Annotated in this window: 20 protein-coding genes; 10 read left to right on the top strand and 10 right to left on the bottom strand. The window is 62.8% G+C overall.

Features of this window, described 5'->3' with window-relative positions:
* Nucleotides 1–61 precede the first annotated feature (61 nt).
* The 7 genes from IEY70_RS17505 to queF form a co-directional block, all read right to left on the bottom strand.
* Nucleotides 62–1,174, bottom strand: coding sequence for a GNAT family N-acetyltransferase (locus tag IEY70_RS17505; protein WP_189066324.1), 1,113 nt, complete (start codon nt 1,172–1,174; stop codon nt 62–64).
* Nucleotides 1,175–1,196: 22 nt separating this feature from the next.
* Nucleotides 1,197–1,538 (bottom strand): hypothetical protein, encoded by a 342-nt coding sequence (locus IEY70_RS17500; RefSeq protein ID WP_189066323.1) that lies wholly within the window; start codon nt 1,536–1,538, stop codon nt 1,197–1,199.
* Nucleotides 1,539–1,583: 45 nt separating this feature from the next.
* Complete coding sequence (locus tag IEY70_RS17495) at nt 1,584–2,666, bottom strand: agmatine deiminase family protein (protein ID WP_373290813.1); 1,083 nt, start codon at nt 2,664–2,666, stop codon at nt 1,584–1,586.
* A 96-nt stretch (nt 2,667–2,762) separates the two neighbouring features.
* Entirely contained in the window at nt 2,763–3,458 is a 696-nt protein-coding gene (gene queC, locus IEY70_RS17490) for a 7-cyano-7-deazaguanine synthase QueC (protein ID WP_189066321.1), read from the bottom strand.
* Nucleotides 3,459–3,518: 60 nt separating this feature from the next.
* The gene (locus IEY70_RS17485; protein ID WP_189066320.1) at nt 3,519–4,211 is read right to left on the bottom strand and encodes a 7-carboxy-7-deazaguanine synthase QueE; all 693 of its coding nucleotides are present in this window, start codon (nt 4,209–4,211) and stop codon (nt 3,519–3,521) included.
* Between the two features lie 4 nt (nt 4,212–4,215).
* Entirely contained in the window at nt 4,216–4,626 is a 411-nt protein-coding gene (locus IEY70_RS17480) for a 6-pyruvoyl trahydropterin synthase family protein (RefSeq protein WP_189066319.1), read from the bottom strand.
* Nucleotides 4,627–4,630: 4 nt separating this feature from the next.
* Nucleotides 4,631–5,119 (bottom strand): preQ(1) synthase, encoded by a 489-nt coding sequence (gene queF, locus IEY70_RS17475; RefSeq protein WP_229778034.1) that lies wholly within the window; start codon nt 5,117–5,119, stop codon nt 4,631–4,633.
* Between the two features lie 520 nt (nt 5,120–5,639).
* Between queF and IEY70_RS17470 the strand changes: the two genes are divergently transcribed.
* Both IEY70_RS17470 and IEY70_RS17465 read left to right on the top strand, forming a co-directional pair.
* Nucleotides 5,640–5,909, top strand: coding sequence for a hypothetical protein (locus IEY70_RS17470; protein ID WP_189066318.1), 270 nt, complete (start codon nt 5,640–5,642; stop codon nt 5,907–5,909).
* Nucleotides 5,910–6,030: 121 nt separating this feature from the next.
* Complete coding sequence (locus IEY70_RS17465; protein ID WP_189066317.1) at nt 6,031–8,148, top strand: NERD domain-containing protein; 2,118 nt, start codon at nt 6,031–6,033, stop codon at nt 8,146–8,148.
* A 2-nt stretch (nt 8,149–8,150) separates the two neighbouring features.
* Here the strand turns inward: IEY70_RS17465 and IEY70_RS17460 are convergent, their stop codons facing one another.
* Genes IEY70_RS17460 through IEY70_RS17450 form a run of 3 tightly spaced genes read right to left on the bottom strand, consistent with a single transcriptional unit; the run spans nt 8,151 to nt 9,063 of the window.
* Nucleotides 8,151–8,477: a hypothetical protein gene (locus IEY70_RS17460; protein ID WP_189066316.1), complete on the bottom strand. Its 327-nt coding sequence runs from the start codon at nt 8,475–8,477 to the stop codon at nt 8,151–8,153.
* The gene (locus IEY70_RS17455; RefSeq protein WP_189066315.1) at nt 8,464–8,718 is read right to left on the bottom strand and encodes a hypothetical protein; all 255 of its coding nucleotides are present in this window, start codon (nt 8,716–8,718) and stop codon (nt 8,464–8,466) included. The genes IEY70_RS17460 and IEY70_RS17455 overlap by 14 nt, the downstream gene beginning before the upstream one ends.
* Before the next feature lie 36 nt (nt 8,719–8,754).
* Entirely contained in the window at nt 8,755–9,063 is a 309-nt protein-coding gene (locus IEY70_RS17450; RefSeq protein ID WP_189066314.1) for a hypothetical protein, read from the bottom strand.
* Between the two features lie 653 nt (nt 9,064–9,716).
* Between IEY70_RS17450 and IEY70_RS17445 the strand changes: the two genes are divergently transcribed.
* The 8 genes from IEY70_RS17445 to IEY70_RS17410 all read left to right on the top strand — a co-directional run bounded on the left by IEY70_RS17445 (nt 9,717) and on the right by IEY70_RS17410 (nt 24,302).
* The gene (locus tag IEY70_RS17445) at nt 9,717–12,893 is read left to right on the top strand and encodes a helicase-related protein (protein ID WP_229778032.1); all 3,177 of its coding nucleotides are present in this window, start codon (nt 9,717–9,719) and stop codon (nt 12,891–12,893) included.
* A 305-nt stretch (nt 12,894–13,198) separates the two neighbouring features.
* Entirely contained in the window at nt 13,199–14,077 is an 879-nt protein-coding gene (locus tag IEY70_RS17440) for a phospholipase D-like domain-containing protein (RefSeq protein ID WP_189066312.1), read from the top strand.
* A 22-nt stretch (nt 14,078–14,099) separates the two neighbouring features.
* A complete protein-coding gene (locus IEY70_RS17435) occupies nt 14,100–15,809 on the top strand; it encodes an RNA/DNA-binding domain-containing protein (RefSeq protein WP_189066311.1) in 1,710 nt (569 codons plus the stop codon).
* Between the two features lie 323 nt (nt 15,810–16,132).
* Entirely contained in the window at nt 16,133–16,426 is a 294-nt protein-coding gene (locus IEY70_RS17430) for a hypothetical protein (RefSeq protein WP_189066310.1), read from the top strand.
* A gap of 97 nt (nt 16,427–16,523) precedes the next feature.
* A complete protein-coding gene (locus tag IEY70_RS17425) occupies nt 16,524–18,314 on the top strand; it encodes a DUF1156 domain-containing protein (protein ID WP_189066309.1) in 1,791 nt (596 codons plus the stop codon).
* A 185-nt stretch (nt 18,315–18,499) separates the two neighbouring features.
* A complete protein-coding gene (locus tag IEY70_RS17420) occupies nt 18,500–19,312 on the top strand; it encodes a hypothetical protein (RefSeq protein ID WP_189066308.1) in 813 nt (270 codons plus the stop codon).
* A complete protein-coding gene (locus tag IEY70_RS17415) occupies nt 19,309–22,557 on the top strand; it encodes a DUF499 family protein (protein WP_189066307.1) in 3,249 nt (1,082 codons plus the stop codon). Before IEY70_RS17420 ends, IEY70_RS17415 begins: the two co-directional genes overlap by 4 nt.
* Nucleotides 22,558–22,763: 206 nt before the next feature.
* Nucleotides 22,764–24,302 (top strand): hypothetical protein, encoded by a 1,539-nt coding sequence (locus IEY70_RS17410; RefSeq protein WP_189066306.1) that lies wholly within the window; start codon nt 22,764–22,766, stop codon nt 24,300–24,302.
* Nucleotides 24,303–24,512 lie beyond the last annotated feature (210 nt).

Below are 24,512 nucleotides of genomic sequence, written 5' to 3'. Positions count from 1 at the left end.
CTCAAAACATCTTTGGGTGGTTCCGGCACGCCCATCCATCGGCATTCTTATGACAAACGCTCTAACGGGTCAGGCCGCTGCGGCGGTCCATGTACGCCGCGTACGCCGGGTCGGCGCTGCGCAGCAGGACGGCCATGACGCCGTGCTCGTCGATCTGCACGCCCTGAAAGCGGAAGCCCGCGCGGAGTTTCGGGATCAGGACCGCGTTGTTCGTCAGGTGATGGTGACTGCGCACCAGGGCGTAACTCTCGCCGTGCAGGGCGTCCAGCACGACCGGTAGCAGCCGCGTGTACACCCCCTGTCCCCGGTGGGCGGGCAGCAGCGCGGTGTTCACCATGTACGCCGTGCGGGTATCCCACGCGCGGCTGATCTGCCACCCGGCCACCTGCCCCGCGTGGCTGATCAGCCAGCTCCACAGCGGGCCGTGCGGCGCGGGGGCGGGTTCGCGGTCGCCCCAGTCGAACGAGTCCGTCTCGTACGCGCTGGCCTCCAGCTGCGCGTAGACCCCCTGGTACGTGGCGGTCGGCACGCGGTGCAGGCGGTATCCGCCGCCCAGGTCCACGCCCGCCTCCGCTTCTGCCGGGAGGGGGAGGCCGGGCGCGTCGGCCAGACCGGGCAGTCCTTCGTCCGGGACGCCCAGTCGCCGCGCCGCCTCACCTGAGGGCGCGCGCAGGCCGCTGCGGACGTGCATCGCCTGCCGGTACGTGTCGTCCAGGCTGAGGGTCAGCGCGGCGTTCACCCCGCCCTCGTAGGCGTTCAGGCCCTGCAGGTGAAACCCGGCCCGCAGCTTCGGGAGGATCACGGCGTTGTTCGTCGCGCGGTGGTGACTCTTGACCAGCGTGAAGCCCGCCGCGCGGAACGCGTCCAGCAGGTGCGGCAGCAGCCGCGAGTACACCCCGCGCCCCTGATGCTCCGGCAGCAGCCCGGTGTCGGCCATGTACACCGTCCGTTCGTCCCGTGCGTGCGCGTGATGCCAGCCGATCAATTCCGCGCCTTGGTACACGCCCCAGTTCCACGAGTCGCCCAGCGGCGGGGCCGCCCGCACCGGCGGATCGAAGGCGTACAGCGAATTCCCGCCGAAGATCCGGTCCTCCAGCCGCGCGCACGCCTCGCGGTACGCCTCCAGTGAGATCGGGCGGGCCGAGTACCCGCTGCCCAGGTCAAGGTCAGTCACGCCGACACTCTGGCACACGCGGTCAGCGGACGCGGTTCATGTGCAGGTTGTACAGCGTGCCCTGCCACTCTGCGTTCCCCTGAAGGGTGAAATGGATGTCCTCCAGCGACACCTCGCGGCCCTGGGCGTCCACGAAGCGTTCGGCGTCCAGCGGGCGCAGGCCCAGCGCCTGCCCGATCAGGGTCAGCAGGCGCGGTTCATCCAGCAGGTCGCGGAAACTCCCGAACGACACCTGCCGCCCGCTGCCCGGCGCGACACCCCCCATGTACCTCGGGTGGGCCGCGCCGCAGGCCGGGCAGGAGCCCAGCAGCCCCAGCTGCTGCTGATAGACCAGCCAGCGCTGCCCGCATGCGGGGCATTCCACGGTGCAGCTCGGCTGATCCCCGGGCAGCGGCTGGAACGGCATGGGTCAGGCGTCCTGCTGCCAGGGCGTCCCGGTGGGCTGCTGCTGCGTGACGCAGTGGAAGCTGCCGCCCCCCTCGATGATCGCGCGGCTGCTCAGGCCGATCACCTCGCGGCCGGGGAACAGCGGCGTCAGGACCTCCAGGGCGCGGGCGTCGTTCGGGTCGCCGTACTGCGGGACGACCACGAAGCCGTTCCCGATGTAGAAGTTCGCGTACGTGGGCGGCAGGCGGCCCTCGGCGCCCTCCAGGTACGTGGCGGGCAGGGGCAGTTCCACGATGCGGAAGGGCTGCCCGTCCTGGTCGGTCATGGCGCGCAGGTCCGCGAGGTTCTTCGCCATGACCGCGTGATTGGGGTCCTCGGGGTTGGGTTCGACGCTGGTGACGATGGTGCGCTCGTCCGTGAAGCGCGTGATGGTGTCGATGTGCCCGTCCGTGTGGTCGTTCTCCAGGCCGCCGTCCAGCCACAGCAGCTTGCGCACGCCCAGCGTGTCGTTCAGCAGCGCCGCGTACCCTTCCTCGGTCAGGCCGGGGTTGCGGGTGTCGGTCAGGAAGCACGAGCGGGTGGTCAGGCCCACGCCCAGCCCGTTCACTTCCAGGCCGCCGCCCTCCAGCACGAACGGCTGCGCCCAGCGCTGCGTGCCCAGGTGCCCGGCCACGTACTCGGGCACGAGGTTGTCGTGATCCCAGTTGAACTTCCCGCCCCACGAGTTGAACTGCCAGTCCGTCAGCGCCAGATCGCCCTCACGCTTCACGAAGATGGGGCCGTTGTCCCGCACCCACACGTCGTCCAGCGGCACGCGGTGATAGGTGACGTTCGCGCCGTCCAGGCGGGCGCGGGCGTCAGTCTCGCTCTCCTCATCGCGGACCAGCAGGTGCAGCGGCTCGAAACGCGCGATGGTCCGCACCAGCCCGGCGAACTCGGCGCGCACGCCCTCCAGATGACCGAACCACAGGTCGTCGTCGGCGGGCCAGCTCATCCAGGTGGCGGCGTGCTCGGCCCACTCGGCCGGCATACCGAACCCCAGTTCGCGGGGCGTGGGGTCGTGCGGGGCGTCGTGCGGCGTGGCGGCAGGGGAGAGGTCGGACATGCCCGCCATTAAAACAGACCCCGGTGCGCGGATTGTCTGATGAGGCGGCATGGGGTGGGCCGGGAGAGGAAGTGTCGACTTCCGCCAGCCGCCTCCTTACGCCAGCCGCGCCTGTGCGTAGGTGGTGGCGAGGTCCGGGCGGCCCGCCTCGATCAGCGCCTTATCCCGGATGCGGCACGAATCGCACACCCCACACGGCTCCTCGCCGCCCTGATAACAGCTCCAGGTCACGTCAATCGGCACGCCCACCGCCAGCGCCTCGCGCACGATGTCCGCCTTCGTCATTTCCGCCAGTGGCGCCGTCAGCACCGCCCCACGCCCCTCCAGGCCCGCCTTCGTCGCCAGGTCCGCCAGCGTCTGGTACGCCGACAGGTACTCCGGCCGGCAGTCCGGGTACCCGCTGTAATCCACCGCGTTGATCCCCAGGAACACCCGCTCGGCATCAATAGCTTCCGCGAGACTCAGACCCACGGCAATAAAGACCGTGTTGCGCCCCGGCACGTACGTCGGCGGGATCACGCCGTCCTCCGTCCCGTCCGTCGGCACCACCATCGACTCGTCCGTCAGGGCACTCCCCCCGAACGACCCGATGTTGATGTCAATTACCCGGTGATCAGCCCCGAAGTGCGCCGCGACCGTCGCCGCCCGCTCCAGCTCCACCGTATGCCGCTGCCCATACCGGAACGACAACGCCGTGCACGCATACCCGTCCCGCGTCGCCATGCCCAGCACCGTGCTCGAATCCAGCCCACCCGACAGCAACACCACCGCGCGCTTCTTGCCTTCAGTCATACCCAACCTCCAAAAGACCCCTCACCCAACCCTCTCCCCACGGAAGAGGGCTCCAGAAGCTCAATACCCCAGGGCCGCGTTCCCGCCGAGGGGGATGAGGCGTTTGTCGCTGTGCGCGTCGAGGTCGTCGGCGCGGTACAGCTTGTGCATCTGGTACCCGGCCCGCAGGCGCGGGTTCTCCTTGACCGCCTGCGTGATCGCGTTCAGGACGGTCAGGTCCCGTTCGCGGGCCTTGCTCCACTCGGGGTGCAGCCAGATCACCGCGTCGTCCGGCAGGCCGGTCAGGGTGTCCAGTCCGGCCTGGATGTCGCTGGGGTCGTGGACGATGATCTTCACCTCGTCCGCGAGGGCCACGACGTCCGGCAGCGGGGGCTGCCCGAAGGGTTTCGGGGACAGCGTCACCCAGTCCAGCCCGCCGCGCAGCGGTGCGATCCCGCTCGTCTCGATGTGCACCCGGCGACCCAGGGCGTGCAGGGCGTCCGTCAGGGGCGCGAGGTCGAACAGGATCGGCTCGCCCCCCGTCACGACGACCACCGCGCCGTCCGGACTCTCGGCCCGCACCACGTCGGCCAGTTCGCCTTCGCTCATCAGGGTCACGCCGTCCGGACGGTACTCCCGGTGCCACGTTCCGGCACTGTCGCACCACGGGCAGGCCTGCGGGCAACCGTACAGCCGGATGAAGTACGCCGCGCGCCCCAGGTGCACCCCCTCGCCCTGCCACGTGTAGAACCGCTCGTAGACGGGATAGTTCACCCGTTCACTCCCAGTACTCGCAGGAGCTGTCGGGTGTTTCCCACAGCGTCACGTGCAGGCGCAGGTCCGCGCCGTCGTCGCCCTCGGGCAGGTCGGCGCGCACGCGGTCCATGGTCTTGCGGTGGATGTACGCGGCGATGACCTCGGCGGTGGTGTCGTCGCCCAGGTCCGGGAGGTCGTTCAGGTACGCGTGATCCAGGCCACCGGCGTCGACGTCCTTCTTGGCCCACTTGAGGGTCTTGAAGTCCGCGACCATGATGGCGCGCTTGACGTGCGCACTCGGGCGCAGGCGGTCACTGGTGAGTTCCATCCGCACGCGGTACGTGTGCCCGTGCAGCCTCCCGCACGGCCCGTCGTAGCCGGTGATCACGTGCGCCGAATCGAACGTGAACTCCGAACTCAGTTTCCAAGGCATCCGTTTACGCCCCCTTGGGCTGATGGTCAGGCGCGACGTACCGCACGGTGCAGATCGTGTTCAGGCCCCCGCGCATGCCGTAATCGCAGCGGATCTCCATGCTCAGGGGGTTCAGCAGGTTCACCAGATCCGCCAGCACCCGCCGCGTCGCGTGCTCGTGGTAGATACCCACAAAGCGGTAGCTGGTCAGGTAGTACTTCAGGCTCTTGAGTTCCACGCAGGATTCGCGCGGCAGGTACCGGATCTCCAGCCGCCCGAAATCCGGCAGGCCACTCCAGGGGCACACCGGACTGAACTCGTCCGTCACGATCTCGATCTGCATCGGCTCGCCCGGGTACCGCACCGGGTCGTCCTCGCGGATGTGCGGGAAGGTGCCCAGCACCGCCACGTCAATCGCGTCCAGGCCCTGCACGTCGTAGCGGCGGTCGAACCCGGGGTTCTGGGGGCCGCAGTCGGCCCCGGCGGTGGCCGGCGTGTTCACAGTGTTCGTCATGTTCTCTCCCTGACGGTCCCGCCGCTTGGTACGGACAGGCCGGGACGACAGCACAGGTCGTCCAGTGATGGGGAAACCTGCACGGAAGGCAGGCTCGCCGGGCATTATCCGCGCCCGCCGCCCCGCTGCCTAGGGCCACGCTGCCCGAACGGCACAACGAAACCCCCACCGCTGGGATGGGGGACTTTCTTGATGGTGGCCAGGGCCGGACTTGAACCGGCGACCCAACGATTTTCAGAAATTCGTTGCTCCACCATCTGCAAATATCCCGTCTACGACAGTATAAATCGGGAATCTCAAATCGTCAAACTGCCTGGAGGGCAGACGATTCTACGCCCTGTTGATTTATGAGACGCTCCGCCTTCGTTGGTGCGCGTCGATACAATAGAAGCACTCAGGTAATCTGGTAGATCTCCCCGGCTTACTACCCACTGTGAGCCCGTTGAGAGCATACCAGTTCGTTTCTTTCTCGACTGGCCGCCGCATGGTGGCCGGCCGAATTGCTGTACAAGGAGTCCACATGAAAGAATTTTTCGATGTCGCTACCATACGCTCGCGCCTGGAAAGTATAGATGTTGATCCGGTGACCAAACAGGCTTATCTCAGCACTCTGCTGAACATCAATGCGATTAGCGACCTCCTCAGTCCGCATCCCGAGATGGAAGAGGAGGATGGCCGCCCGCAGCTGGAGCGGCTGTTCCAGGCTCACCAGAGCCGCAAGCAGCAACTTGAACAGGAGTTCCCGGTTCTGGCTACGCTCTCACGGCCTGCAGGTTGGAGGCCTCAGTGAATGCCGACTTTGCGGAGACGCGGAGGTGAGTTCTTTAATACAGTACGGCGTGATGGCTGCCCATATCTCCCTTCCCAAAGCACTCCTGACTGAACGCACATCGAGTGAGAACTGATTCTGCATGGCGAACGTTTATTACGGCAACAACGGTGTCATGGATCTGATGCCTGAGACGTTGGACCGGCTGAAGGGACTTCCTGCCAGTTGGAACGTCATCGTGAACGTCCGGCCTGTGGCTCGGTTGACCGCACGTGAATTGGACGCGATTGTGCTGACGGAACGGGCCGTGCACGTCCTTGAGTTCAAGCGGTCAGAGGCTCCAGTGAAGATCGCCACTGATGGGACGTGGTTGCAGGGTAGTCGACCGATGCGTGGCGGAATCGGCAACGAGTCGCCTGCAGAGCAGGTGGTGAACAGCACCGACGCGTTCAAATCGATCCTGATGGAGCAGTTTCCTCGACTGGCGCGAGCAGTGTTCCCGTGGGTCGTACTTGAGAAGTACAACCCCAACAACTGGTTCGGTACGCCGCCCCGCCGCATGAACCCGAAGAAGTGGCACGATGTCGGTTACGCAAAGGTGATTCATGGTGTCGAATTTCTGGAAAGCATCCTGACGGACCGGGAATCCAAGGTGTCAGCCTCGCTGCCCGCCACAGAGGTGCAACAACTGCGAGAAGCTCTGGGTGCCAAACCCCTCGGACGGCTGTCCGTGCAGGGGTTCGCCCAGTTGCTCGACAGCCAGTCGCCACTGGCACATGCCCGAATTCAGGTGACTGCACTGCGCTCAGGCACGGTCTTTGAAACAGTGACCAACACCGAAGGAGCTTTCGAACTGCTCGGCCTTCCCCTGGAGCCGGTGGAGGTCCACGTGCCGGACTTCCCCGATCTGCGGGTGCTGCCGGGGGCTGCCTTTCAGTCCAGGGCTGAACTGCTCGTCATGCACGTGTTTCTGCTGACACCCCACATCAGTGCGGACCGGATCCGGGACATGCTTCAGGTTGGCCTCGACCGCGTTACGGAGGACGTGAATGCCATGTTCCGCCTGGCAGAGGGTACGGAACGCCGCGTGACTGAACTGGAGCAGGAACTCGCTGCCACTCGGCAGATGGTACAGGGGCTGGTGGACAGCCCTGTGATCGACACCAATGAGGTCATGCAGTCCCACGTGACTGGCCTGATCGAGCGCATTGAGCAACTGGAGCGTGAACGCCGTCAGCTCCATACCGTCCAGTCTGCGTCACTGGATACGGTGCGTCACGAGGCGCTCGCTCCCTTGCAGAGCGAACTCGCCGCGCTGAGCCTCCGCGTTCAGCATCTCGAACAGCAGTTCTCGGCGGTGGAAGAAATCGCCACCCAGGCGACCGTTCAGGCCCGGCAGGCGACACATCAGGTCGCCGGTCTCACTGACCGCGTGGATGATCTCGAAGTCCAGACCGGCGAGGCCTGGCAGGCAGCCACCAACGCCTATTCGACGGCGGAGTCAGCGGCGCGTTTCGCTCGGACGGCGCAGGGACACGCAGCAGTCTCTGAATCGGAAGCGAAGCGCGCTGCGGAGGAGGCCAAACGGAGCAAGCAAGTGCAAGCTGAGCGGCTGGAGCACGAGCGTCTGCTTCATGCGACAGAAGAGGAGCGCCGGAAGCTCAGGATTGAGGCCCTGAAGTTCAGCGCTCTTGTGGGAACAGTTGGAGGCTTCGTCTCCACACAACCACTCCCCTTCGCGGACAACGTCTTGATTGCTCCTATGCAGATCTGGCTGGTGGTGCGGATAGGACAGACTTACGGTCAAAGCGTTGGCCAGGACGCGGCCGTGAAACTGATCGGCACGTTGGGCTTCGGGTTCGCTGCCCAGCATTTGACGGTAGCCATGTACAAGTTCGTGCCGGGGTTCACCTTCGGCCTGGGACCGTTCACGGTGTTTGGATTCACGGTACTGCTCGGGTACGTGACCGCCATGTTCTATGAACGCAACCGCATGCCCGACCGGTCCGAGCAGAAAGCAGCGTTGAAGGGCATTCAGGGCCTCCTGAAGGATCAGGCCTTCGCGACTGAGGTCAAAGAGCTGGGGCGTGCCGTTGGAGCTGAATTCAAAGCCCGTGGGTACAAGACTCGTCCCGATGACCTGAAGGCCATGTTTGAGATAGCCAGTGAACGCGCCCGCCCCATCGGGGAACGCCTGGAGCGGGCACTGTTTACGGGCAACTCAGGGGACCGTCAGAGCAAAGAGAAGACGGGAGGGTGAAGTCAGCTCACGCGTCGGTGCAGCGTTTCCTGTACTTCCCGAAGAGGCTCCAGCACCAGATTCTCCAGGTCGTCTAGGACACCCTCCGACTCGCTATGGGCGTCACTCAGGGTTTCCCAGTTGCTGAGCAGCCTGCGGTTCTTCGGAGTTTCCGGGTTGGTGATTGCGTCCACCTGCCGTTCCAGTCGACTGACGCGGATGCCCAGTTGGTCATGTCGGTCTTGAAGGCACTCAAGGTAGACGCTGAGATCAGCCTGCACCTGCTGAAGGATCGGAACGTGCGAGAGGAGTCTCTCCCGAAGAGCCTGAAGTTCCTTATTCGTGGACATGGTTCACCGCCTCACGGGACGTCACGCTGGGAAGAGAGCTGAGTACCGTCAGCACCTGTTGCGCCTGACGGACCCGCTCCTGTTGAAAGTCGATCATGCGCTGGAGACTGAACCCTTCAGTCACCAGGGTATCCAGGAAGGCGTCTGTGGTGTTGATGTTGGCGAGCACGTAGTGCTCAAGCTCATCGACGACGCTCACGGCGTGCTTGAGAATGGTCAGGTGGGCGGCGGTGTTCTGCATGAAAGTCTCCTGGAATGTGAGGGTGTGTGGGCGAGTTCAGAACAGCGGCGTTTCTGAGTGACTCTCTGGGGAGATCGACGCTTCGTCGTCTGCCGCGTCATAGGCACGCTCATCCATGGACACCGGCCACTCCTGACCGGTGAGGAGAAGGTGCCTGAGTCGGTGGGTGTGGGCGCGATCGTCCTGGATTCCGCGCAGGGCCGAGGCCGATTGCTGCTGGATGTCAGCGGAATCCCGTGACATAGAGAGGGTCAGGCGCAACTGCTGCTCCTCTTCGTACTGGTATTCGTCCAGAATGTCGAGTTGGGTGGCGAGGTCGTTCAGTTGCTGCTGGGTAAGTAACATGGGCGCTCCTTGAGTCTGGGCGAGCCAGTGCGGCTCTCGGCGAATAGATGTGCGCCGGGATGCTCAGGAGCGTGAAAACTCACCACGGTGCATCTGGGATGCACTGGTGACTTGGGTATGGTCCGAAGTCAGGTGGTGAACTCTGAGAGTCCACGCTCCAGCATCGCGGAGGCCATGAGGCCTTCCGACGCGCTTACTGGGTTTTCAACGTTTCTCAGCACCTTGCGCCCTACGCCCCAGTGCTTACTCTTCCGTTGTCCTGCCTCGGTGGCCTTACCGGCTAACTTTCGGGGTTTACGGACGTTCCTTAGTAGGACGGGCACAGCCGGAACGCCTCCACATCTCTTGTCACCGTGCGGTCACGGTCACAAGTTCGAGCCATTAGTATCGTTCGCTGCCGGGGGTTCTGTCAATCCTCCGCAACGGCCTGTCCATGGAGAAAGTTGCTCGCCCGAGAAGGAAAACTGTGATTCTCTGAGGTGAGGTGTTCCATGCCCCCATTCGACCGATTGCTGGACCGGCCCCTCCGTTCTCCTATCTTTCCTGAGCCAGTCCGGGTTATTCGAGTAGAAGCAGCAGGACAACGCTACAAGGTCACGGCCGAAGGCCTGACGACCCACCGGATCCATCAACGCATGCTGGGTCAACCGGATATGACGGGCCTCATGGAACTGATCGCCGAAACCCGAACGGACTTCCAGGGTGACCCCGAGTTGTTCGCGCTGGGTGTTGAAGCCCGCCGCATCCAGCTTGGCTACACCTTCGATCCGTTCTTCGCTGTATCGGCCAGCCGCATCGATCCGCTGCCGCACCAGCTGGAGGCCGTCTATGGCGTCCTGCTCAAACGGCCCCGCATCCGGTTCCTGCTGGCCGACGATCCCGGCGCCGGAAAGACGGTCATGAGCGGTCTGCTCCTCAAGGAGCTGCGGTACCGTAAATTGATCGACCGCGTTCTGATCGTCACTCCGGCCAACCTGACCGACCAGTGGCGGCGCGAGATGCAGGACAAGTTCGGGGAGACCTTCCACGTCATCAACCGGGATGTCGCGGCCCTGTCCTACGGAGAGAATCCCTGGGAGCAGGAGAACCTGGTCGTCACCAGTATCGACTTCGCCAAGAGGGACGAACACCTCGAAAACCTGCGGCGGGTGCACTGGGATCTGGTCATCGTGGACGAATCTCATCGCCTGTCCGCCACCAAGTACGGCTCGGAGATTCGCCGCTCCCAGCGGTACAAACTGGGTGAGGTGCTGGCCGGGACCAGCGCCCACATGCTCCTCCTGACTGCTACACCTCACCAGGGGGACGATGAGAAGTTCCGGCTGCTGCTCGACCTGCTGGAACCCGACCTGTTTGCCACCGCAGGTCTGCTCCGCGAAGCGGCCAACAAGGGCGAGAACCCGATCATGCTGCGCCGCCTGAAAGAGGACATGACGGATTTCGACGGGAAGCCGATCTTCCCACCCAGGCACGTTCATACGCCGCAGTTCCGCCTTTCAGTCAGTGAGCGGACCCTGTACGACCACGTGACCGACTACGTCACCAAGCACTTCCGGAAAGCCTGGGACGACAAACGGCGCAACATCGGCCTGGCCATGACCGTGCTGCAGCGGCGGCTGGCCAGCAGCTCCTACGCCATCAGCCGCTCCCTCGAAAACCGTCTCAAGCGGCTCCAGGCTCTGCGGGACGACGTGCAGAGCCTGAAAGAAGATCCTTACTTCGGGTACACCGAAGAGGAACTTGAAGACCTTCCCGAAGAGGAGCGCTGGGAGATCGAGGACCGCATTGCCGAGCGCCTGACCCTCGCCCGCAACCTCCCCGACCTGGAAGCCGAAATCAGAGAACTGGAATCCCTGAGTCGGGAGGCCAGGGCCCTGGCCCGAATGGAGCAGGACCGCAAGCTGCAACAGCTGCTCAAGGTGCTGACCCAGCTCAAGGGCGAGAAGCTGCTGGTCTTCACAGAACACAAGGACACCCTGACCTTCCTGGTCGGTGTCCTGGAAAAGCAGGGCTACGCCGTGACCCACATTGACGGCAGCATGAACCTGCAAGAACGGGTCGGGCGCGAACGAGAATTCCGCGACTCCGCGCAGGTGATGGTCGCCACAGAAGCCGCCGGGGAAGGTATCAACCTTCAGTTCTGCTCGGTGATGGTCAACTACGACCTCCCCTGGAATCCCACCCGACTGGAACAACGGATGGGCCGCATTCACCGCTACGGGCAGAAGCTCGAAGTGAACATCCATAACCTGATTGCCGAAGGCACGCGGGAAGGGGACGTGCTGACCCTGGTCCTCCAGAAACTGGAGGCGATGCGGGCGCAACTCGGCAGCGACCGGGTGTACGACGTGGTGGGAGAACTGCTTGGGGACGTGGATCTGGAGCAACTAATGCTCGAACACCTGCTGGGCCGCCGGAGCCTGGCCGAGATTCAGGCCATGGTGGAGGCACGGCTGTCACCCGACCGTGTGGAATACCTGCGGGAAGTCACCCTCGAAGCGCTCGCCAAGCGGGACGTCGATCTCTCACGCCTGCGGGCCGACCGCGAGCAGAGCGAACTGACCCGCATCCAGCCGGAGTACACCGCCCGGTTCTTCGTGCAGGCTCTGGAAAAACTCAGCGGCAAGGCCACCCTCCGTCAGGACGGGCTGTACAGCATGCGGGTGCCGTACGACCTGCGCAGCCGCGCCCACAACGTCCGTAGTGAGTACCCGAAGACCACGTTCGACAAACGCGCCAACTTGGACGCTGATTTTCTCGCACCCGGTCATCCACTCTTCGACCTGGTCCTTCAAGAGACGCTGGCGCTTGCTCAGCCGGTCATGCAGCAGGGCGCAACCTTTGAACTGGACGGCCTGACTGAATCCGCCCAGCTCGGGTTCTACGAACTTGCTGTGGTCGACGGACGGGGCACTACCGCGTCACGCCGCCTCTTTGCCGTGCAGCAGACCGCCGGGCAGGAGCCTTCACTGGTGTCTCCACGCGTTCTGGTGGACGCCCTCCCAGCCACCACGCCGGACGGCCTGAAGTTCCCGGAAGACTCTGCCGATGGACTGGAGCACTGGCTGCTCGACACCCAGCTGGAACCCTACGAGAACGAGGTCCGGCAGGACCGCCTGCGAGAGGTCGATATCCGGCGGCGGTACGGCACCCGCAGTCTTGAGCATCTCATCCGCGAATCCACCCGAAAGCTGACCCAACACAAACTCAAAGCGGCCCAGGGCGAAGACATGAAGCTCGCCGTCACGCAGGAGGAACGCCGACTCCGCCATCTCCAGGAAAGGCAGCAGGGCTTCACGAACGAACTCGAACAGGAATCCCAGCTCATTCCCGAACCGGCCCAGTTGCTGGCCGTGGCGCACCTCCAGCCCCTGCGCCCAGCCGAACAGAACCTGCCCAAAGAGGACGATCCGGCTGTTCGGAAAGCCGTGGAACTGGCAGGCATGCGCGTGACCGAAACCTACGAACGTGCGCAGGGTCGGGTACCCGTGGACGTCAGTGCCGACAACGTCGGATACGACATCCGCAGCGCTCACCCCACCCTGCTTCCCGACGGGCGACCGACCGCCCTGCGCCATATCGAAGTGAAAGGACGGGCAGGTGTCGGACCAGTCGTGCTGACACCTAACGAGTGGATCACTGCCGGGCGCCTGGGCGACTCGTACTACCTGTACGTGGTGACTCACGCGCTGAGTGCCAAGCCAACCCTGACCATCGTTCAGGATCCGGCGGCCAGACTCACCCCTGGCCAGGAAGTCACGGTGCTGCACTACGTGATTCCCACGGACGAATGGCAACGTGCAGGCGAGGCCACCCAGGAGCACGCGTGAACAACCAACACAGCCTCTTCGACACCGTTCTGGTCCCTGCCGGAGCGCAACCAGAGGAACCCAGTCTCACGCCTGACCTGATTCACCTCGCACAGGGCTGGCGAGCCGTTCTCCCTGACCTGGATGGTCCAGGCCGCCGCTGGCTGATCACACCTTGGCTGACGACCCAGGACACCGACCTGCGCGGGTTAGTGAACAAAGGCGACCGCCTGCTCATTCGGGGAGATGCTGAGGACTTCCTGACTGGCAGGAGTGACATGAGAGCCGTACAGCACCTCACCGAGTGGGGGGTGGAAGTCCAGCGCATGCCCACACTTCACGCCAAGGTGTATGCCCGCGAACACGAGGGGCAGGGGGTTCTCTGGCTCGGCAGTGCCAACCTCAGTCAACGGGGCGAGCATGGAACGGCCCGGCATGGTCAGGTGGAAGCCATGAGTGGCCCCCACCCCATGACCCCGCAGGCCATGACCAAGCTGGAATCCCTGTGGCAGGACAGCCGACCATTCGACATCAACGTCATCCAGCAGGAAATCGACGCGCTCGTGAAGGAACGCGAACGTCTGAACGAGCTCCTGATCAACAACTCCACCCTGGGGGTGCTGGCTGTGCGACTGTCCTTCCGGCTCCTGACCGGGCAGTACACCATGACCCCCGAGTCACTCGGACACGCCAGCGCCCAGGCACAGATGAACCGCGTGAAGTACCCCAGCGTCGAGTACATCGACCCAGACGTCTCTCAGCTCGCGCAGCAGTTCCAGAACTTCGTCCGCCTCGAACGCCGCCGCCTGAACACCCTGCTGGAAGCCGTTCCTGGCATTCGGGGGCTGTTCGTACTCCGCACGGAAGACATGGAACTGGTCAAAGGCTTCCTCAGCGAGGTCGAGCAGCAGGCGAGACGACGGTTCGAGAAGCAACTCAAGGCCGAGCATGCTTACCTGCGCGAGAACTTCGCCCGGCGGTTCAGCGAAGCGTTCCAGCAGTTCCTCAGTGAAAAGCGGCAACACGTCGCGCAGACGCCAGAACAAGCAACCCACCCTGCCCTGGTGGCGTTCGACGATTACCTGGCACGCGATCCATTCCGTATCAGCGCCCAGTTCTTCGTTCCACTCGTCAATGAAGATGACCCAGAAGACGGCCTGCTGGAAGCCATGCAGAAAGTCAGGGCACGCCAGCGGCTGCTGTGACCCGCCAGTATGCTGAATGCCAATGACCGAGCAGGAACTGCGGGAACTGATTGCGGGCGGCGAGACCATGACAGTCGAATTCAAGAGCGACGTCGAAGAAAAGGGCGGGCTGCACTTCCTCAAGCTGATTGAGGCTGTCGTCTGCCTCGCCAACGCTCAAGGCGGCAGCCTACTCCTCGGGGTGGAAGATGACGGCCGCATCACCGGTCTGAACCCTCAGCGTAAGGAACCGATGACCTCATCGGGCATCGAGGCACTGATCGCCAACCGGACGAGCACTCACCTGTCCGCGCCCGTCAGCCTCATGACCCTCGACAGTCATCAGGTCGCGGTCATTCACGTTCCGCAGGCTCGCGGGTTGACGGCAACCTCCGAAGGCATCGTCAAGAAACGCGTCATCGGCGGCCAGGGCCGACCCGAATGCGTGACCGTCCTCCCGAACGACTGGATTCACTACCGGATCGACACGGGAGCCGCCGACTTCAGTGCCCACATCCCAGCTGGAGCCACCTGGAACGACCTCGACCCCATCGAGATCGAACGGCTCCGGCAGAACGTGGAGAACAACCCAAAGGCAGACCCGGCGTTGCGTGGACTGGAAGACCATGAACTCGCGGGAGCCCTCAATCTGGCCGTCACGGTCGAGGGTGAACCGCGACCCACCCTGACGGGCCTGCTGCTGGCCGGGCGTGAAGCGTCCATCCGCGCCCACGTTCCCACGCACGAGGCGGCCTTCCAACTCCTGACGGAACGACTGGCCAATCCGCTCAATCAGTTCACCCGGCAGCCACTCGTCAAGCTGTTCGAGGCGTTCGGGCAGTACCTCGTCCCCCTCAACCTCGAAGAGGAATTCGACCTGGGGTTCCGCCGCATTCCCGTCCCCCCATACCCCGCTGCGGCCTTCCGCGAAGCCCTCGCCAACGCCCTGGTGCACCGTGACTACACGCAACGCGGCACGGTCTACGTCCGAATTGACGAGGGCGTCGGCGGGATGTTCATCAGCAACCCAGGCCGTCTTCCCGAAGGCGTGACCACGGAGAACATCCTCACCGTAGAGCCACGCGCCCGGAATCCCCTGCTGGCCGACGCCTTCCGGAGACTTGGTCTGGCCGAACGGACCGGGCGTGGCGTCGACCGCATCTACGAAACGATCCTCCGCACCGGCCGTCCCGCGCCCACGTACGACGTGAGCGACGCCACCACCGTCCGTATCTTCCTACCGGGCGGACAACCCGACGTCGACTTTGTGCGCCTCACCATCGACGCGCAGAACAACCGGCAACGCGACCTGTCCTGGCGGCACCTGCTCATCCTGCGAACTGCCAAGGATGAAGGGGAAATCACGACATCCGAAGCTGCTGCCCTCATCCGGGGCAATGAACATCAGGCTCGCACCCTGCTGGAACACCTGATGCAGAGCGGCCTCCTGGAGGCCAAAGGCAGCAAACGGCACCGCACCTACCACCTGAGTGCCCGCCTGTACGAGCGACTGGGACAGAAAGCCGAGTACAGCCGCAGGAGAGGCCCTGACGCCATCCGGCAAGAGCAGAGCGTGCTGCAGTTCCTCCGCGAGCACGGCGTCATCCGGCGCGCAGACGTTCTGAGCCTGCTCCCGGAACTCACTGACACATCGGCTACCAACCTGCTCAAACGGCTGACGCGGACCGGCACGCTGGTTCAGGAAGGGGAGAAGCGCGGCACCACCTACCGCCTCAACCAGCAGGCCGAATAACCATCCTGGGCGTGCGCCAGTTATGGGCATCACCAGTTATGGGCAAACGCCCATAAGTATCCATATCTTCCTGTCTCACCTCGATACACACAGTGCAGCACACAGATGAGGTGCAGACATTTGGGCATGGCTGAAGTCTCAGCATGTTGGCTCATGCCCATAACTCAGTGGCTTGGCCAAGTGAGACACAGTGGGACAGTCTCAGGTTCGGCGTCAGTCGCAACTGCCCCCAGAACCCCACTCGCCCTCTCTTTCGTCAACGAAAGCCGCCATCCACGCAAGTGAGGCAACGGAGCAGAACGCCCGCTGCTACAGTCCGCCAGATGAAGCAGATCAAGACCGTTGCCCTGGCCCTCGGACTCCTCACTGGCGGAGTTGCTATCGGCCAAGCCCTCAGCTCAGCCACAACCACCAAGGCTATGAGCAAAACTCAGAGCGACTTCATCTCAGAGGCCAACAGCGTTCTGAGCGACTACAACCTCTCCCTCATCTACTCCAAGAGTGCTCCGCAGACCTCTCAGGTCGCGAACGAAGCGACCGTGCAACTCCTGTACATCCAGGCGAAGCAGAACGCCGAGATCATCCGGCTCCTCACCGAAATCAAGAACAAGAAGTAACCCCACGTAGCCCGCACGCGCCCACCTGCCCGGTGGGCGTGACGCATTGAAGGGTTTGCCCGGAAATCGTGTGCTGTACACGCGTATTCTGCTGAACATGGCCTACAAGCGTCTCATTGAACATCGCCTGCCGCTGGCCGAGATCAGCACCGAGTCAGCGCGTGAAAAAAGCATCCGTCACGGCCACATCTCCACCCTGCACATCTGGTGGGCCCGCCGCCCCCTCGCGGCCAGTCGCGCCGCCGTGTTCGCCACGCTGGTGCCCGATACTGACGAAAACTACGAACTGGTCAAGAAAATCGTCCCCTGGGAAGCAGTCAAGGACGGCAACAACGAGGACATCCTGGAAGCGCGTCGTCGGGTGCTGGAGGCCAACGGTGGTGTACCGCCGAAGGTCCTGGACCCGTTCGGCGGTGGTGGGGCCATTCCGCTGGAGGCCCTGCGCCTAGGCTGCGAGGTCTACTCGCTGGACCTGAATCCGGTCGCGCACATCATACAGAAGGCCACTCTGGAATTCCCGCAGAAGTACGGCCAGCCGAACAGCCGCCCCGTGCCCGATTACATCCGCGAGAAGGACCGGCAGGTGCAGGCCGAGGCCCAGGGCAAGGTGAGCACAAAGAACAAAGGCAAGGCCACCCGGCAGGTCGGCTTTGACTTCAGCAGCAGCGAGGGTTTATGGGAGCAGGATTACAAGAAGAACCCGCTGGCGACCGACGTGCGCTACTGGGGTGAATGGGTGCTGGAGAAGGCCCGCGCCGAACTGGCCGAGTTTTACCCACCTGACGAGGACGGCAAAGTGCCCGTGGCGTACCTATGGGCGAGGACGGTGGCGTGTACTAACCCCGCCTGCCGTGCCGAAGTGCCGATGGTGAAACAGCAATGGTTGGCACAGAAGCCTGGACGTAAATCCGCTTACAAATTGATATCAAACCCAGAGACAAGAAACATTGAGGCTGAAGTAGTAGGCGTTTCGAAGGATGAGAAATGGCCATCTACGGGCACGGTAGAAGATGGTAATGCCACTTGCCCTGTCTGTGGCACAACTATCACTGTGAAGGACGTACGCCAGCAGGCAGCAGCAAAAACCTGGGGACAGAAACTACTTGTAGCAATTACAACCGATTCCAGTCGATCAGGTAAAATATACAGAAAATCTATACAGTCTGACGCTGAGACTTTTGCGCATGCCCAAAAAAATTTGGAAGACTATTTGATTAAAGACCCTCTGGCTGTTCCAAACGAGCCAATGCAGGGTTGGCGCCGTGAAATACGTCCTCCAATCTATGGGATTACTTCTTGGCGCGAAATCTTCAATGATCGGCAGCTCTTATCTATTTCAACATTCATCAATTTTTCCAAACAGGCAGAGGAGAAGGTTTCTGTCAGCCAAAGTAAAGAGTACTCTATTGCGATAGCAACCTATCTGGGAATCATAGTTGACAGATTGGCTGACAGGTGCTCAATGCTTTGCCGCTGGGATAATGGAACAAAGTATGAAACAATCATCAATACCTTTAGTCGGCAAGCAATACCTATGGTGTGGGATTATGCCGAAGTCAATCCCCTGAACACCTCTTCCGGAGGCTGGGAGGGGGCGGTTGAGTGGGTTGAGAGGGTAATTGTATCTACATCAAAATCAAGTACGTCGCCAGCAAAATCCATTCGAGGCAGTGCAACTAGACTACCGTTCGATGACGGAGAAATAGACGCAATTATAACTGACCCCCCATACTATGACGCAATTAGCTACGCCGAGCTATCCGACTTCTTCTATGTTTGGATGAAACGATCTATTGGGCATAATTATCCTGAGCATTTCCGTACTCCACTAACCCTAAGGCGCAAGAGGCTATTCAGAACCCAGCAAGGCACAATGACGATATTCTAGCTGCGAAAAACTTCTTTGAGCGTACAATGGCAAGTGCGTTTTTGGAGATGCACAGGGTTCTGAAACCAGATGGAGAAGCAACCATAGTTTTTGCGCATAAGTCTACAGAGGCATGGGAAACACTTATCAGTGCTTTGATTGGAGCAGGATTTGTCGTTGAATCTTCTTGGCCTTTGAGAACTGAAATGGCTTCGAAAATTTCTGCCAATGAGGGCCGTACCATGCTCGCATCTTCCACGTTCTTGAATTGCACCAAGCGCACTTCCGGTGGCGTTGGTTACTTCAACGAGGTTCGCCGCGACATGATTGCGGCCATCCAACCTCAACTGGCCGAGTTCTGGGAATCTGGCATTCGGGGGGCGGACTTTTTCATGTCGGCCATCGGGCCAGGGCTGGAGGCGTACAGCAAGCACGATGAGGTGCGCCGCATGAGTGGCGAGGTTGTGACCGTAGGCGAGTTCCTCGACGAGGTTCGTAAAATCGTCATGGAGTTCGCGTTGGAGCAGGTGTTGGGGGCCAGGAGCCTGGGCACGGTGGACGCGCCGACCCAGTTTGCGCTGCTGTCGCTGTGGGGGTACGGCAGTGAACTGCCGTCCGACGAGGCCCGCAAGCTGGCGCAGTCGGTGGGCATCGAACTGGGCGAGATTGCCGGGCTGGTGACTGTGAAAGGCGACAAGGCAGCCGTGCAGGGCGTGAAGGTCCGCAGCAAGGACAAGAACTTGGGCCTCAGCAAGAACGGCGAGAAGGTGCCCATGGTGGACGCCATGCATAAGGCGGTCTCTCTGCTCGGTGGCGGGAGCCGTCAGGCCGTGTCGGACTATCTGGGGGCGGTGGGCTACCTGCCGGAGGAATCCTTCTGGCAGACCATGCAGGCCCTAGCTGAGGTGCAGGAAGGCGTGGACGACGGCCGGGTGCTGCATGAGTTGCTGACCGTCCGCGAGAACCTGCCGAAGCCAAGCGGCAGCGCAGTTGCAACACTCTTTGGGGGACAGGCATGAGCGCAGTGCAGGAAGCATTCGGCAAGGCGGTCTTCGAGTACGCCCAGGCCGTGCGGAAGTTCGTCAGTGGCAAACTCAAGGCCGAATACGGGGAAGGGAAGGCCTGGTTCGAGAAGTTCGTGGATTCCCTCACGCCGGTCAAGCAGACCAATGTCATGAAGACCATCGAGGCTGGGGGCGTCAAGGCACCGGAAGATCTGATTGACGTGACCCACTTCGGGGATGTGATCCTGCGGCAGAAGGACATCTTCAAGAAGGTGTTCGGGAATCAGCACAGCAAGGCTGTGACGTGGGCGCAGGAGATTGCCGAGGTGCGGCACGATTACGCGCACCAGAAGCCCGTCTCGGATGATGACGCTTACCGTGCGCTGGACAACATGGCCCGCCTTCTCGTGCTGATGAACGAGGAGAAGAAGGCGGCCGAGGTCAAGGCTTTGCGGGACGCCATCCTCACAGGCACCAAGTCCGAGAAGGACAAAGCGAAGGTTGTGTCTGATCCGTCGCTGCAGCCCTGGTGGAAGAACGCTCAGCCGCATGACGACATCCGTAAGGGGCAGTTCGACGAGAACACCTTTGCGGCGAAACTGGACGATGTGGTCCGCGATGATGGCAGTGCCCCGCCGGAGTACCGCCGCGCTGACCTGTTCTTCAGGAAGACGTACCTGACCAGGGAGCTGACGAGCGTGCTGGCCGACACGTTGAAGCGGCTGGCGGGGACGGGTGGCGAATCGGTGGTTCAGTTGCGCACGCCGTTCGGGGGAGGGAAGACGCACGCTCTGATCGCGCTGTATCACCTCGTCAAGCACCATGCGGATATCGAGGAAGCGGACCGGGCAGCGATTCTCAAGGTGGCGGAGCTGTCGGAGGTGCCCCGGAGCCGACTGGCCGTCCTGGTGGGAACGCAGCTGGACCCGAACGGGCGCAAGGTAGATGGCCTGAGCCTGCGGACCCTCTGGGGTGAACTGGCCTACCAGCTGGGTGGGAAGGACGGCTACGCGCTTCTGAGTGACGCGGACGCCTCTGGCATCGCGCCCAGCAAGGACACCCTGATCAACCTGTTCAACCTGGTGCGGGGTCAGAAGTGCAGTTCGCTGATCCTGATGGACGAGCTGCTGGTGTATCAGGTGAAAGCAGCGGGGCGGCGCGTGGAGGGCACCACGCTGCAGGCGCAGACGTTCGCGTTCCTCCAGAGCCTGACCGAAGCGGTGGCGGGTGTGGAGGGTGTGGCGCTGGTCACGACCTTCCCCGAGTCGCACATCGAGTATTACGACCATCAGGAGTCGCCGGAAGTCTTCGCCCGTCTGGAGAAGATCTTCGGGCGCGTGCAGGCCGTGCGTGTTCCCGTTCAGGGCGAGGAGATCTACGAGGTAATCCGTCGCCGTCTCTTCGACACCATCGATATCAAGGTGGCCGAGCAGGTGGCAGGGGAGTACAGTCGGCTGTTCGACGAGCACAAGGATGACCTGCCGGTGGAAGCTCGCAGTGCCGAGTACCGCAAGAAGATGGTGCGGGCCTTCCCGTTCCACCCGGAACTGATTGACCTGCTGTACGAGCAGTGGGGAAGCATGCAGAGCTTCCAGAAGACCCGTGGCGTGCTGCGGCTCCTGGCCCGCGTGATCGAGCACGGGTACCTGTCCGGCGCAGCGCGGCCACTGATCTCTCTGGGTGACGTGGGCCTGGAGCAGGGGGAAATGCAGGCGACGGTCACCCAGACGCTGGGTGACGCGGAATGGCGCGGCGCACTCGCGAGTGACCTGAGCGCCCCGAATGGCCGTTCCTACCAGATCGATAAGGAGCAGGCGGGGAACTACGCCAAGTTCCGGCTGGCGCAGACCGTGGCAAGCGCCGTGTTCATGGCGTCCCATTCGGGCGGCGACCGTAAGGGCATCACCAAGCCGGGCCTGAACCTGGCGCTGCTGCACCCGGAAGGCATCACCCCGATGCTGATCACGGACGCCCTGGACCGACTGAAAAACCGTCTGTACTACATGCATGCCAATGGCACGTTCGTCTTCCGGGCGCAGGCGAACCTGAACAGCGTGCTGGCCGACCGTACCGCGCAGGTCAAGCGTGAACGGGCGCAGGATTTCGTCAGGGACGCCGCGCAGAAGGCCAGTGGGTCCAGCCTGTTCAAACCCTACGTCTGGCCGGACAGCCACAAGGACGTGCCCGATGGCGCGGGATTCAAGCTGGTTCTGCTGGGTCCAGACGCTCCGCTGGACGATAAGGAAAGCCGCGACCGGAAACTGAGCGGCATTCAGCAGAACACCAGCGGCAGCCCCCGCATTCACAAGAACACGCTGGTCTACGTCATCGGCAAGGGCGGTGATTTCAGCCGGGCAATCGAGGCGGCCAGGACGCTGCTGGCCCTGCAGGACATCGAGAAGGACCGCGCCCTGACGCTCAGCCCGGAGCAGAAGGCCGATCTGAAGGAACGGCTGGCCAAGCAGACGGAGATGGTGCCCAGTCTGACCAAGGCGGCCTACACGTCCCTGTTCGTGCCAACCGTCAGGGACGACGGCGCGGCCGTGTGGCGGGAGATCGACATCACGGCCCATGTCCGCACGAAGTCGACCCTGGAGGCGGCAGTCACCGACCTGCTGCGCCAGGAGGATCTGCTCATCTCCGCCATGGATCCGGCACTCCTGCTGCAGGGCCCCTGGAAGCTCTGGCCTGCCGACGAGACCTACCTGGAACTCGGCAAGCTGCGGGACTACTTCACTCGTCTGCCGCACCTGCCCTTCGTCGAGTCCGAAAGTGCCATCAAAGCGGCCATCGTGCGCGGCATCCAACAGGGCCTGTTTGAACTCGGGCAGTTCGTGGGGGAGTTCCCGAACATCTGGGACCGCAACCGCCCGGCTGCCGAAGGCGACATCTTCTTCAACGAGAACTACAAGCTCGGTCGTCCCGGCGTCATCCCCACGAAGCCTGCGCCTCCCGTCATCCCTCCCCCTCCGAAGCCCGACCCTATTCCTGACCCCGACCCCAAGCCTGAAACCGACACGAAGCCGGACCCGAAAGCTCCCGTCACCCAGGTGCGACTGACCCTGGCAGGCATGCCCCTTGCCCAGGTGCACAACCTCGTCGATCTGTTTGAAGCGCTGAAGGATGCCAAAGGTGACGTCCGTCTGGACGTGAGTCTGACGGCCACCAACCCGTCCGGACTCGACCAGACCATGCTGGACCTGAGTGTCCGGGAGCTGATCGACCAGCATGGCCTGAATGTGAAGTGGGAGCAGGAGTAAGCGCCGGGATTATACGGAGCTGTCAAGTGTTGAGGGGCACCTGCGCCGAACAGGTTCGCCGAATAGCCCTGATTTTTTCCGTTCGACCGACTTGACACGCCTTTATCCTGAAAGTAGCTCCGAAAAGAGCAATTCAACCCCGCCTCACCGCCGCGAGACTCCCACCAGGGTCTCGCGGTGTCGTTGTGGCCACTCAGGAGAAGTCCATGATCAATTCGTTCACCAGTTCGTTCACCAGTTGGAAAGCCCCCTTCACCCCCATGCCGCCAGCATTCAGCCTGTCGGTCAGCTCTCCAGGGCGGCCTGTTGTTCACCTGCGGGGTGACCTGACCATCCAGGCCAACCTGGTGTTGGAGGCGCTGCGCCGCGTCAATCAGGCCCATCACCGGATCTTCCAGCAGGGCCGCCGCCTCGTCCGGCGCATTCATGACCCGCTGACGGACCGGAATCGTCTGGAACCCATCGGTTCCTCCAAGCTCCTCGCAGGCGAGATCGTCCGGCTGCTGCAACTGGAGAAGAACGGCCGGACGTTGGAAGCCCTGCCTGGACCGCTCGCTGAACACCTGTTCGGGCTGGAACCCGAGCAGTGGCAGGTGCCGATGCTGCATGCTATCCGACACGTCCCTTTCTTCGATCCGCAGGGGAACCTGATCGAGACGGGCGGATACCACGCCCCCCAGGGTATCTGGCTGGATCTGGGTGACTTGAAGCTCCCCGAAGTGCCGTTCCACCCCACGCACGCCCAGGTCAGCAGCGCGAAGGCGCTGATCGACGACCTCCTGGCTGACTTTCCATTCGACTCCACTGCCTCCCGAGCGAACGCCCTCAGCCTCATCCTCCTGCCCAGCGTTCGCCTGATGGTGCACGGCCCAGCCCCTCTCTTCCTGAATTCGGCCTCCATGCCGGGGAGTGGCAAGACGGCCCTCGCGCAGGTGCCCGGCGTGCTGTACGGCGGCAAGATACCTGCCGTCATGCCCGAACCCCCCAAGGACGACGAGGAGCTCACCAAGCGCATCGTCGGTGTCCTGCAGGCGGGACAGGAACTGGCCATCTTCGACAACGTCAACCGAAAACTGGACTCCTCCATCCTGGCGGGACTCGCCACGAGCACCACCTTCAGTGGACGGGCGCTCTACCAGCAGGAGCCCCTGAGCCTCCCGAACCGGACGCAGTGGGTATTCACCGCGAACAACCCGGTGATGTCCAAGGAGTTCGAGCGGCGGTTCCTGCTGATCCGGCTCGATCCAGGCGTAGAGAACCCGCAGAACCGGACGTTCCGGCATCCTGACCTTCACCAGTGGATCCTCGCCCATCGCCCGGAGCTGCTCTGGGCGGTGCTGGTGCTGGTGCGGAGCTGGCAGGCTGCCGGGAGTCCTTCTGGCGCCGTGCTGGAAGGCGGGATGCGGCAGTTCTGCGAGGTGATGGGCGGCCTGACCGAGTTCCTCGGGTTCGATCCGGTCTTCGCCAACCGGGCTGAGTTGACCGAGCAGGCCGGAGGGGACGATCAGGATCTCGGTGAGGCGCTGGAATGCTGGTTCGGGGCACACGCCACGCGCCCTGTGACCGCATCCGACCTCGGACAGCTCTGGGAGAAGGCAGGTGTGCAGCCCAGCGGGCTGAACGGGTACACCGCCGTGCACATAGGCCGGTACATGCAGGCGCAGCGGGGCGTGGTCCTGGGACGCTACCGGATCAACCTCAGCAGGAGCGGCCGTAACACCCGGTACCACCTCAGTCTGGTTTGACGACCTCCCGCGACCTCCCGCCCGGATTTTCTGCGCCTGCACGAGGAAAACGGGAGGTGGGAGGTTGTTGGTCCTTTTCTCTTGTGGAGAAGACAGAAGGAAAAAAAGAAGTTATAGGTGTGTCCTCCTCCCACACGGACTGTAGCCCTGCTCTGGTCGCCGTACGACTGCTAAACAGCAGGCCGAGCCGGGCTCTGCCCCCCTGAAAAA

The sequence above is a fragment of the Deinococcus seoulensis genome (genome assembly GCF_014648115.1).
Lineage (GTDB): Bacteria > Deinococcota > Deinococci > Deinococcales > Deinococcaceae > Deinococcus > Deinococcus seoulensis.
This window is presented reverse-complemented; position numbering and strand designations above follow the sequence as displayed.